Origin of the sequence: Rhodococcus sp. CX (genome assembly GCF_015865005.1) — a bacterium.
Taxonomy (GTDB): Bacteria; Actinomycetota; Actinomycetes; order Mycobacteriales; family Mycobacteriaceae; genus Rhodococcus.
Genome location: NZ_JADZGH010000023.1, coordinates 29,793 through 40,786, shown reverse-complemented (window position 1 = coordinate 40,786; position 10,994 = coordinate 29,793). Strand labels below are relative to the sequence as shown.

General features: G+C 62.5%; 13 protein-coding genes and 2 pseudogenes. 12 read left to right on the top strand and 3 right to left on the bottom strand.

Translation table 11 applies throughout. The annotated features are described in order from the left end of the window. Positions 1-215 precede the first annotated feature (215 nt). The 7 genes and pseudogenes from I0Q12_RS02240 (at position 216) to I0Q12_RS02215 (ending at position 5,518) form a co-directional block, all read left to right on the top strand. On the top strand, positions 216-1,364 hold the full coding sequence (locus I0Q12_RS02240) for an amidohydrolase family protein (RefSeq protein ID WP_197250395.1): 1,149 nt from the start codon (positions 216-218) through the stop codon (positions 1,362-1,364). Next, complete coding sequence (locus tag I0Q12_RS02235; protein ID WP_197250394.1) at positions 1,357-1,566, top strand: hypothetical protein; 210 nt, start codon at positions 1,357-1,359, stop codon at positions 1,564-1,566. The genes I0Q12_RS02240 and I0Q12_RS02235 overlap by 8 nt, the downstream gene beginning before the upstream one ends. 83 nt (positions 1,567-1,649) lie before the next feature. Continuing rightward, positions 1,650-2,210, top strand: a complete 561-nt coding sequence (locus I0Q12_RS02230; protein ID WP_197250393.1) for an N-acyl homoserine lactonase family protein — start codon at positions 1,650-1,652, stop codon at positions 2,208-2,210. 253 nt (positions 2,211-2,463) lie between these two features. Beyond that, a pseudogene (locus I0Q12_RS34790) lies at positions 2,464-2,610 on the top strand (enoyl-CoA hydratase); the annotation flags it as partial. Positions 2,611-2,749: 139 nt separating this feature from the next. Next, entirely contained in the window at positions 2,750-3,208 is a 459-nt protein-coding gene (locus I0Q12_RS34785) for an enoyl-CoA hydratase-related protein (protein ID WP_307845979.1), read from the top strand. After that, positions 3,193-3,687, top strand: coding sequence for a pyridoxamine 5'-phosphate oxidase family protein (locus I0Q12_RS02220; protein ID WP_307845978.1), 495 nt, complete (start codon positions 3,193-3,195; stop codon positions 3,685-3,687). The genes I0Q12_RS34785 and I0Q12_RS02220 overlap by 16 nt, the downstream gene beginning before the upstream one ends. Before the next feature lie 424 nt (positions 3,688-4,111). Continuing rightward, the gene (locus I0Q12_RS02215) at positions 4,112-5,518 is read left to right on the top strand and encodes an ABC transporter substrate-binding protein (protein ID WP_197250392.1); all 1,407 of its coding nucleotides are present in this window, start codon (positions 4,112-4,114) and stop codon (positions 5,516-5,518) included. Between the two features lie 4 nt (positions 5,519-5,522). On the opposite strand, the gene I0Q12_RS02210 is transcribed toward I0Q12_RS02215, so the two are convergent. Continuing rightward, positions 5,523-5,705, bottom strand: coding sequence for a hypothetical protein (locus I0Q12_RS02210; RefSeq protein WP_197250391.1), 183 nt, complete (start codon positions 5,703-5,705; stop codon positions 5,523-5,525). A gap of 122 nt (positions 5,706-5,827) precedes the next feature. On the opposite strand from I0Q12_RS02210, the gene I0Q12_RS02205 reads away from it, so the two are divergent. The 4 genes from I0Q12_RS02205 to I0Q12_RS02190 all read left to right on the top strand — a co-directional run bounded on the left by I0Q12_RS02205 (position 5,828) and on the right by I0Q12_RS02190 (position 9,558). Then, positions 5,828-6,775, top strand: a complete 948-nt coding sequence (locus tag I0Q12_RS02205; RefSeq protein ID WP_197250390.1) for an ABC transporter permease — start codon at positions 5,828-5,830, stop codon at positions 6,773-6,775. Further along, the gene (locus tag I0Q12_RS02200) at positions 6,772-7,659 is read left to right on the top strand and encodes an ABC transporter permease (protein ID WP_197250389.1); all 888 of its coding nucleotides are present in this window, start codon (positions 6,772-6,774) and stop codon (positions 7,657-7,659) included. Before I0Q12_RS02205 ends, I0Q12_RS02200 begins: the two co-directional genes overlap by 4 nt. Then, positions 7,656-8,678 carry an ABC transporter ATP-binding protein gene (locus tag I0Q12_RS02195; RefSeq protein WP_231609849.1) on the top strand — a complete coding sequence of 341 codons (1,023 nt, stop codon included), beginning with the start codon at positions 7,656-7,658 and terminating at the stop codon, positions 8,676-8,678. Before I0Q12_RS02200 ends, I0Q12_RS02195 begins: the two co-directional genes overlap by 4 nt. A 157-nt stretch (positions 8,679-8,835) precedes the next feature. Then, complete coding sequence (locus tag I0Q12_RS02190) at positions 8,836-9,558, top strand: ATP-binding cassette domain-containing protein (protein WP_307845977.1); 723 nt, start codon at positions 8,836-8,838, stop codon at positions 9,556-9,558. 260 nt (positions 9,559-9,818) lie between these two features. On the opposite strand, the gene I0Q12_RS02185 is transcribed toward I0Q12_RS02190, so the two are convergent. Continuing rightward, positions 9,819-10,280, bottom strand: a complete 462-nt coding sequence (locus I0Q12_RS02185; RefSeq protein ID WP_231609848.1) for a hypothetical protein — start codon at positions 10,278-10,280, stop codon at positions 9,819-9,821. A gap of 192 nt (positions 10,281-10,472) precedes the next feature. Between I0Q12_RS02185 and I0Q12_RS02180 the strand changes: the two genes are divergently transcribed. Continuing rightward, positions 10,473-10,844 (top strand): carboxymuconolactone decarboxylase family protein, encoded by a 372-nt coding sequence (locus tag I0Q12_RS02180; RefSeq protein WP_231609847.1) that lies wholly within the window; start codon positions 10,473-10,475, stop codon positions 10,842-10,844. Positions 10,845-10,869: 25 nt separating this feature from the next. Here I0Q12_RS02180 and I0Q12_RS31720 read toward each other — a convergent pair. Continuing rightward, a pseudogene (locus I0Q12_RS31720) lies at positions 10,870-10,994 on the bottom strand (alpha/beta hydrolase); the annotation flags it as partial.

Here is a 10,994-nt window from a genome sequence, read left to right as displayed (position 1 = left end):
CGACTCGTCGATGCTGCATGACCCCCGACGAACTTCTGACCAGGACCACTAAGTCTTGATCTTCCGATCGGATCCGGCGTGTGCCGGAGATCAGTGTTGTGAGGACGGGAAGAGGCACCCGAACGGACAGTCGACATCGCGGACCAGCATTCGTTGCCGTGCACATAGTGCATGTCTGCGGGGGTGCGGGCTCGCCACGAAGAACAGGATGGACAATGACCGAAGATGTGAAGTTGTGGGCCAGCTCGGGCGACTCCCACTTTCTCGAGCCTGAAGATCTGTGGCGGTCGCGTTTGCCGAAGCGGTTGTCCGAGTTGGTTCCTCGTTCGGTGAAGCACCCGGATGGCAAGTGGGAAACGGTGCATGTCGACGGTCAGGCCTTCCGTCGTCGGCTTCCCGGTATTGCCCAGGAGGAGTTCTACGCCGCAAGCTACCGTGCGCCGGGAGCCGGCGATGTCGAGCTGCGCATCAAAGATCTCGACGAAGAAGGCATCTGGGCCGAACTGGTCTATCCGTCGCTGGGAATGTGGTCGGCCTCGTTTCGAACCCCTGAGGTGCTCCGCGAAGCGCTTCGGGTATCCAACGACTGGGCGAAGGAGACGATCCTGGACTACTCGCCGCGCCTCATCCCGACCGGTCAGGTGTCGACGATGTCCATCGAAGACGCATGTGCCGAGTTGAAGCGTTGCGGAGAGCTGGGTTTCAAGGCGGTGTTCATGCCGGTCACGCCGCACCCGCTGCAGAAGGACTACAACCGTGACGAGTGGGAGCCGTTCTGGGCGCTCGCGGAAGACATCGGGATGGTCCTCGCATTTCACATCGGCACCGAGCCGGTCGACTTCAACACAGGTGGGGCGGTCGGTATCGCGTACCGCGGCCCCGGCGGAGCCGTCCTGAACCACACGGAGACCACCTTCGGCGGCCAGCGCGCAGTGATGAAGCTCGTGGCCTGTGGAGCCCTCGATCGACACCCGAATCTGAAGGTCCTCGTCTCCGAAGGCGGGGCGACATGGGTACCGTTCATTGCCGACCGGATGGAGGAGGCCTACCGCCAGCACTCGATGGCCGTCCGCCCCAAACTTGCGCGTACTCCAAAGGAGATCATCTACTCCCAGGTCTACGCGTCGTTCCAGCACGACGGGTCTGCAGTCGCGGCGTGCACCTCGATGGGTTACAACAACGTCATGTGGGGTAGCGATTACCCGCACATGGAAGGTACCTACGGCCACACGCAGATGACCCTGCACAACCTGTTCGATGGGGTTGACCAGAAAACTCGCGACCGGATCATGTTCGGATCGTTCAATGAACTGTTCCCAGGAACTCCGGCGCTTCCTTCTGCCGGAGGAGCACTCGATGAGTGACAGCGTTCTCTACGATCTGCCTGGCGAGTTCATCTCCTCGATGGCCGAGTCCTCGGGGTACTGTGACGCCCAGGCCGTCCTGCCGCGAGACGGGCACTACATCGCCTTCTGCACGTGCGGTAGGTGGAACATCACGAGCCCGACCCTCGACGAGTGCCTGGAGCTCGCCAGCATCCACACCGCGGAAACCGACGGAACGTAGACGGCGCCGGACGTCACACCGCGGGGGCAATTCGGGGTGACTCGCACCTCCCGCACGCTTCCACCTACCGGGAAGGACGACCAATGCAGCGAACCGACACCACTTCGACGGTACGGATGTGGGCACTGGAGGGTGGAACACTCACCTTCGATGGTGCGCTCCTGGTCCTGGGTGGCACTGGGCGCCACGTGATCCCGGTCCCGACATTCCTGATACAGCACCGTCGCGGTCTGGTGCTCTTCGACACCGGCTTGTCGCCGGAGGCCGCAGGCGACGTCAAGTCGTTCTACGGGCCGATGGCCGAGCGCGTCGAGATGGCGTTCTCGGATCACCAGCGGGTGGATCGGAATCTCGCGAGCCTCGGGTTCTCCACCGATGATGTGACCCACGTGGTGTTGTCCCACTGCCACTACGACCACACCGGCGGTCTGCATCTCTTCAAGGAAGCGAAGATCTTCGTCGGCGAAGGGGAGATGGCGGAGGCACTCGCGCCGAACAGTCCGTTCTACCGGGGCTCATACCGATTGAGGGATTTCGACCAGACGGGTGATTTCGACTGGAACCCCTTGACCGAGGACCACGACATCTTCGCAGACGGCAGCGTGCGGGTCCTCCGCACGCCAGGGCACACCCGGGGCATCTGAGCATGCTTGTGCGCCTGGACAGTGGATCGTTGCTGCTCACTGGCGATGCAACTCACCTCAGGTGCGGGTTGGAGCAGATCAAGCCGATGGGCCACGACTACAGCACGAACCAGGCCGTCGAATCCTTGTACCGGATCAGACGACTCGCCGATGCCCATGGGGCGGAGGTGTGGATCAACCACGACCCCGACGACTGGAACCACTACGGTCCGGGGCCGGTTGTCCTCGGACGAGCACGAAGTTGAGGAGAGAGATGGTCGTGCGCGAAGCCGTCCACGGGCGGACCCTGGTTGTGTACATGGAGCGGGAGGAGAAGCGAAACGCCGTCGATCCGGAAATGGCGGACGGTATCAGTTCGGCGCTCGACCGACTCGAGGACGACGATGAATTGTGGGTCGGCATCATCACGGGAACCTCTGCGGTGTTCTCGGCCGGCTCGGACCTGAAGACAGGGTCGAGAGCGAAGACGTGGTGGGGAGTATGGACTGATCCGCCGCCGTCGAAGGAAGCCGCTGATCGCCGCTGTCGAAGGTCCCGCGTTGGGTGGTGGCTGCGAGATTGCCCTGGCATGCGACCTGGTGGTGGCCTCGACCACCGCGCGGTTCGCGCTTCCCGAAACTCGCCGCGGCGTGGTCGCGACATCCGGCGCCTTGTTCCGCGCGATGAGGGTGTTGCCTTTGCCGATAGTGAAGCAGATGCTCATCACCGGCTTCGGCCTGTCGGCCGAGAGGGCGTATCACTTCGGTCTTGTCAACGCTGTCGCCGAACCCGGAAACGCAGTGAGTGAGGCTCTGGCGTTGGCAGAAGACATTTGCCAGTCCTCTCCCGTCGCCGTTCGGGAGTCTCTCCTCGCCCTTGCTGCGCAGTTCGATCATGCAGACGAAATTGGTTGGTCCGCAACGAATGTTGCACTGAACGGCGTAATGGATTCGGACGACGTGAAAGAAGGCGTTCGAGCGTTCTTCGAACGCCGCAGGCCGGAATGGAGTGGACGATGACAGCGGACGGAACGTTGCGAAAGCAGAGGCGTGGTCGGTCAATCGCGATGACACCGCACGAGATCGACGAGTTTCTCCGCGTCGAAAGAACATGTCGTGTTGCGACAGTCGACGCTACGGGCAGTCCGCATGTGGCACCACTGTGGTTCGTCTGGGACGGCTCCAACCTCTGGCTGAACTCGATCGTGCGGAGCCAGCGGTGGACCGATCTCCAGCGTGACGGCCGCATTGCAATTGTGATCGACGCCGGAGATGGGTTCGCGGAGCTGCGCGGGGTGGAAATACGAGGGAATGCCGAGGCTGTCGGGGAAGTTCCTCGCGGGTCGAATCCGGTTGCCGATCTCGTCGCAGTAGAACTCGCGTTCGCCCGCAAGTACACGGGCACGGATCGATTCGTTGCAGACGGAAGGCACGCCTGGATTCGTGTGGCCCCAAGCTCGGTCGTGAGCTGGGCCTTTCGGAAGAGTCCGGCTCGGTAGCCGGTCAGTAGGAAACCACCTACTGGACGGGGTGCAACTCCGTGAATGTGTTTGCGAACCAGATCATTGGCTGTGCCACTCCTGATGCCAGAGGTGGGAAGGCCGGCGGTGCTGGCCCTCCCGCGCGAAACTGACTGTTGTGATGTGCGACACTCAACGCTATCTTTGACATCGGAGCAGGCCGCTTCTCGAGACTGCTTTTCCTCCAGTCTATTTCAAGTCCAATGGTCATCATGGCGCTTGTGATGGAACTCCATCCGTGAAAGGGCATTCTATGTTCCGAAGTCGTTGGGCAGTGGCCGCGGTTGCGTGTGTCGTTGTCGCCGCCTTGGTTTCCTCATGCGGCAGCTCCGATTCCTCCGCAGGTGCGGGGCGAGGGGAGGTCGACACGAATGCGACCCTGTCTGTTGGCTGGACGCAGGCGGTGACGACACTCGACCCGCACATGGCGACTTCCGAGATCGCGTCGTTCCGCTTCGGGCTCAACAATATCTACGACCGCCTGTTCACCGTGGACCACGAGGGCGTCGCCCACGGCATGCTCGTCACTGACTGGGAATACAGTGACGATGGCAGCCACCTCGTGCTCGCCCTCCGCGACGACGCGTCCTTTCGGGACGGCACACGACTCGATGCCGAGGTCGTCAAGGCGAACCTCGACCGTGCCCGCACGTTGGATTCCCCGCTCGTCAAGCGCTCGTTGTCAATGATCTCGGAAGTGGCTGCGACGGCACCGTTCGAGGTCACGATCGCGATGGATCGACCGACGGATCAGTTGCCCTACATTCTGGCGGGCGTCGCTGGGCTCATCATGAATCCGACGCTGTTCACGAACGGCGATCCGGCCGGCACGGCTGACGGCTCTGGCGCATACAGCGTCGAATCATGGGCTCCTGGTGAGAAACTCGTATTGGTTCGTGACCGTGACGACTACTGGGACGCTTTGGCGGCCAAGCCGGCTCGTATCGAGTACACGGGTATCCCGGATTTCCAGGCGTTCACGAATGCGCTGATCAGCGGCCAGGTTGACCTCGGTCAACTCCAACCGACCAACATCCCCGCTGTCGAGGGACGAAAGGGTATCGTCACGATTCCCATCGAGACCGGGGTGGGTATGGAGATCGCCATCAACCGCGCCGCAAAGCCGCTCGACGACCTGCGGGTACGACAAGCTCTCAACTATGCGCTCGATCGGGACGCAATCACGGAAGCCCTTTACCCGGGATCACGTGTTCGGTGGCAGTTCGCTCCAGAGGGACTGCCCGGGTTCGACGAGGGACTCGAGAACGTTTACCCGTACGACCCCAGTCGGGCCAAATCCCTTCTGGCAGAGGCTGGTTATCCTGACGGAGTCGACCTTGGTGAGGTCGCAGTGTCGTCGGCGACCACTCCCGGTCTGGTTGATGTCGTGCAGGAACAGTTGGAGCAGGCCGGGATTCGGTTCGAGCCGCGAGTGCTGGACGGTGTCGAGGTGTATTCGCAGTTCGCGAGCAAGAAGTATTCGATGATGATCGCGTTCAGCTCGTACGGCATCAGTTTCACTGCGGGATTGGAAACCCGCGTCGGGCCCACGCGGAATCCGGCCGGCACGACGCCGGAGTATGACGCCTTGCTCGCGGAGGCAACCGATTCACGGCGTACCGAGGGCGAACGGGCTGACAGTCAGAAGCAGCTCAACAGGTATCTGACGGAGCAAGCGTGGGGTGTGCCGATCGTGTGGACAACGTCGCCCTGGGTGATGAGCGACAAGGTCGGCAATTTCAGTGCCGAGATGGACTATGCGACAACGTGGGGGCCGTTTGACTTGCGTCATCTGGCCATGACCGAATGAGGTTTCATCGCCACTGAGTACCGCGGGGATGGTTGACCGCGCCGGTTTCCAATTCGAGAGTGGCGCGGTCAACGTCCTTGTGTGATTCAGCGTCGCTGCCGCGCACCCCGCCGATGCAGGATTTCCGGTTTGCGAGGGTCTCCGAGTACTCCGGCAGCGAGATCTCTTGGTCAACCAGGTTGATCATCTAAGTGATGTGCCTCGCAATGGTTTTGCTCATTCGTGCTCAGAGTTCGCTCGAACGCCAGTCGACACCCTCGCTTGTGCTCGTACACAGGCGCGTCTCGCTCAGCCGAACGGAGGCCCCCCGTGTTGCGGTTCATGGCATCACGACTCTTGACAGTCTTGCCGATGCTTCTAATCCTGACGATCATCGTGTTCCTGCTGGTGGAGATCGCACCGGGAGACCCTGCCGCGATCATCGCAGGTGCCGATGCCTCGCCAGAGGCCGTCGAGGCGGTCCGGGTCCGTCTCGGCCTCGACCAGCCGGTGTGGCAGCAGTACCTGACGTATGTGTGGAACGTGCTGCACGGTGATCTCGGGGTGTCGTTCTCCACCAACGAGCCCGTCACGGAGGTCATTGCCCGCAGGCTTCCGAGAACGCTGTCCATTGGCCTGTTGGCAATGCTCATGGTGGTGATTCTGAGCATTCCGTTAGGGATCCTCGCTGCGGTGAAGCGGGACAGCATGTTCGATCGGGTCCTCACCGGAACCTCGGTCTTCATCCTCGCCGTGCCACCGTTCGTGCTCGCCGCTATTCTGGTGAAGTGGTTCGCGCTGGATGGATTACAACTGTTTCCGCCCACCGGATACGCACCCCTCAGTGACGGGCTGGGCGAGTGGTTGCTGTATGCGACTCTCCCGGCGGTCGCCATCGCGAGTATCAGCCTTGCCGAACTCGTGAGGCAGGCGCGGGGCGGAATGATCGATGCGCTGGAACAGGACTACATCCGTACCGCCCGTGCGAAGGGCCTGAGCCGGATGGCGCTCGTCTGCAAGCACGCCGCGAAGAACGCCGCGGTGCCCTACATCACTGTGCTAGGTCTGAACGTCGGACGCGTCGTCGGCGCCGCGGTGATCGTCGAGGCAATCTTCAACATCCAGGGGTTCGGTCAGCTGGGCGTTACCGCCGTCATCAACCGCGATATTCCCACCATGCAGGGTGTCGTGCTGGTGAGCGGCGTGATCGTGCTGCTGGTGACCCTGCTGGTCGACATCTCGTACGGCTACTTGAACCCGAGGATTCGAAACCGATGACCACCAAGGCAATCGCACAGCATCCCAAGAAGATCCTCGGCTACACGCCAGGCCGCGCGGCCAAGCGTCTGCTCCGGGATCGGGTCGCGATGATCTGTCTCGTCGGCCTGTTGTTCCTGTTGTTCGTCGGGATCCTGGCGCAGTTCTGGACGCCGAAGGACCCGACGGCGCAGGATCTGCTACGCAGGCTCGAGAGCCCGAGCGCGGACTACTGGCTCGGCACTGATGCGGTCGGTAGGGACATTCTCAGTAGGCTCATGGTCGCCACCGGTGTCGACCTGGCCGCCGCTACGTTGGCGGTCGGCATCGGCCTTGCTGTCGGTGCGTGCTTCGGGCTTCTCGCCGGCTACCTGGGAGGTGCGCTCGACTTCGTCACCAGTCGTGTCTTCGACGTATTGATGTCCCTGCCTCCGTTGCTGTTCGCCGTGGCGATCGTGGGCGCACTCGGACCGAGCCTGATCAACGCGATGATTGCGGTCGGTGTGCTGCTCGCGCCTCGGTTCTACCGGCTGGTGCGGGTCAGCACGCATGAAGTGATCAATGAGGACTTCGTGGAGGCCGCGCGTTCCGGGGGTGCCGGTCCAGGTCGCATCATGGCACGTCACATCGCGCCGAACATTCTGTCGCCCATGCTCGTTCAGATCTCCTTCGGCGTATCCGTCGCGATCGTCGCTGAATCGGGGTTGAGTTTCCTCGGACTCGGTGTCCAACCGCCGACGGCAAGCTGGGGTTCGATGGTCAAGGAGGGGTTCGACAATCTCGCGATCAACAGTTGGACCATCGTTCCGTCGAGCGTCGTGATCATCCTCTCGATCCTGATGCTGTCGCTCTTCGGCGACAGCCTGCGTGACGCGGTGGGTAGCCAGGGCGGGAGCAAGGCATGACAGTCATCAATGGCGAAGCGGTTCTGCACGACACGGTTCTTCGGGTCGACGGGCTGTGCGTCGAGCTCGACACGCCCGAGAACGGTTGGACGCGAATCGTCGACGACGTGTCGTTGAGCGTACGCCGAGGCGAAACCGTAGGATTGGTCGGAGAATCGGGATCCGGCAAGACCGTCACATCACTTGCGATCATGCGTCTCCTTCCCCGCAACGCACGGATCTTCGGCTCGACCGTCATCAACGGTCGCGATCTGAACACGCTGTCGGAGAAGGGCGTCGACGAGGTTCGAGGTGCCGAGATCGCGATGATCTTCCAGGAAGCGCGACGTAGCCTCAATCCCGCCTTCCAGGTGGGAGATCAGGTCGCGGAGGCCGTTCGACGGCATCGGAGGTGTTCGAGGAAGGATGCCTGGGCGCGCGCCGTCGACCTGTTCGATCGGGTTGGAATTCCCGAGCCGGCGAAACGGGTCCACGCCTACCCGCATGAGTTCAGCGGCGGCATGTGTCAGCGGGTCATGCTGGCGATGGCGCTGTCGTGCGATCCGGATGTGCTGATAGCAGACGAGCCGACCACGGCGCTGGACGTCACTGTGCAGCGTCAGGTGCTCGGCTTGATCCACGAACTCCAGCAGGAACTCGGGCTCGGTGTACTGCTCATCACCCACGATCTCAGCGTCGTCGCGGAGGTGTGTGATCGCGCTGCTGTGATGTATGCGGGCCGAATCGTCGAGAACGCACCTATCCTGGACTTGTTCGACAATCCGCGGCACCCGTACACCGCTGGACTCCTGCACGCGATGCCCGATCCTGTGCGACATGCCGTGAAGATGGGAGTCATACCCGGCCGAGTGCCGCCGCCCCACGAGTTCGTTGACGCCTGTCGGTTTGCACCTCGATGCCCGTACGTCGGTGACGTGTGTACCGATGGCCTGATTCCGCTGTCACACAGCGGACCAGATCATCTCGTGCGCTGTGCCCGCGCCCATGAACTCTCGCTGGAGGATGTGTTCTATGACTGAGACAACTGCGCGCAACGTGCGCGAGACCGTCGAGTCGGGTGCGGCCGAGACTGCACCGGAGAATACTGCGCTGGCAGTCCGGGAACTGACGAAGTCGTACCCGGCAAGACGCAATCTGCTCGGTCGGGTCGTCGAAACTTTCGACGCAGTGAAGGGAGTGAGTTTCACCGTGCGGCGCGGTGAGACGCTTGCGCTGGTCGGAGAGTCCGGTGCGGGCAAGTCGACCGTCGGAAGGATGGCACTTCGACTGATCGAGCCGACCTCGGGTTCGGTCAGCGTGCTCGGCGAGGACATCACCTCGCTGGGCGTATCCGACCTCCGCAGGGTGAGGTCGCAGGCAACGATGATTTTCCAGGATCCTTTCAAGTCGCTCAACCCGCGCGCCCAGATCGGGTACTCGATGTCCGAACCCATGCTCGCGCAGGGTGGATACACAGCGGCCGATCGTGCCAAGCGAATTGAGAGATTGCTGGACCGGGTCGGGCTGACGTCGCATCATCTCGAACGTTACCCATACGAGATGTCGGGCGGCCAGTTGCAGCGTGTCGCGATCGCGCGGGCACTCGTGACCGATCCCGAGATAGTGGTGTGTGACGAACCGGTGGCTGCGCTGGACATGTCCATCCGCTCGCATGTCGTCAACCTGCTGCGAGAGTTGCAGCGAGAGCGCAATCTCGCTTACCTGTTCGTTTCTCACGACATGTCACTTGTGCGTGTCATCGCTGATCGGGTTGCCGTGATGAAGCGCGGCGAGCTCGTCGAATGCTGCGACGCCGGCACCCTGTTCGCAAACCCGCGGCACGAGTACACGCGCACGTTGCTGTCGGCGATCCCTGCGCCCCACCCGAGCCGGCGCACGTTCCGCCCGGCTCGGTCGTGACGGTCGGTCACAGCGACCAAGGGGTTCCTGTGGACGGCTGTGGTGAGACGCGTGTGCCGGATCGACCCTGTGGGCGTGACCCTGGCGTACGGAGGCTCGTGGCCGATTCCACAGATCCGCGGTACGTGACCGCCTCCAGCCGACCAGGCGAGCGTGGGCGAACCGGCCAAACCGTAGTCGGACCATCGAGCGTGGTATCCCACGGTCGATGGTCCGACAGCTGACTGCGTGACGGGTGGACGCCATTCGCTGGATTACGGCTAGGGATGGACCCACCCTGTTTCGTGCCAGGTTATTTCGAGGTTGGCGAGCGGTTCCGACCAGGTTTCCAGGAAGGTCACTCCCTCGGCGCCGGCGGTCAGGACGTGTGGAGTGCCCGCGGTGATCGTCCAGAACTCACCCGGTCCGATGGTGCGGCTGGCCTCTGCCCCATCCTCGTCCCAGGTGATCGTGAACTGACCACCGAATACGATGACCTGGCCGTCGAGGTTGCTGTGGCGTCGGGGCAGTGAGTAGCTCGGTGCGAGTCGAATCCCGTTCAGGTGGAAGGAGGTGTCCACCTTGCTGGAGACCCACACATTGCCTTTGAGGGTCCGCTCGACATCGACGGGCGCATCTGCGAGGACGCCTCCCGCGTTCCAGAGGTTGACGCGAGAGATCTGCTCGGCGGAGGCGTCCGCCCAGCCCTCGTCGGACAGCAGATCGTAGTGCTCAATTGCCATGATCGAAGTCTGTCGAAGCACGGTGGGGCGTGTCATTCGTGGGTTCCGGTGGGTGGAATGCCCGACACCGAGGGGGTCCATTCCGTTTGGTGGAATTTCGACAGTGGTGGGGTGCCGCGCTGCGCCTAGCGTTTCGGGGGATGGCCCGGCGGCGGGCTGATCGCGGAAGCAGCCAACGGGATGGAAGTTGTAATGGACGATCCGGGACAGGGCGCGGTCGAGGCGGGTGACCGACGCTCGATCTACGAGACGATCATGGCAATCACGAAGGGTGATGGCCCGGCCTCGGTGCTCGCGCAGGCAGGAGAGGACTTTCTCTTCGGCGAAGTGTGGACGCGCCCTGGACTTTCGAGACGTGAACGTCGGCTCATCACGCTCTCGTGCATTGTGGCTGTCGGGGCCTCGAAACCGATGGCAGCGCACGTTGCTGCGGCACTCGACACTGGTGATCTCTCCCGGGAGGAACTCGAGGAGACAGCGCTGCAGTGCGCCGCGTATCTCGGGTGGCCGCTGGCGTCGTCGCTGGATCAGGCGATTCGACTGCACGAGCGGGGAACATCGTGAAGCCAGAACCGTCGTGGCTCTCCGATCAGTGCGACCGAAGCTCGGACAGGAATTCGAGCAACCCAGCGCTGAGGGCGTCGTTGTCGTCTCCGCTCACCATATGGCCGGCGCCACTGACGTCGATGTGGCGCGAGCCGGGAATCAACTCGA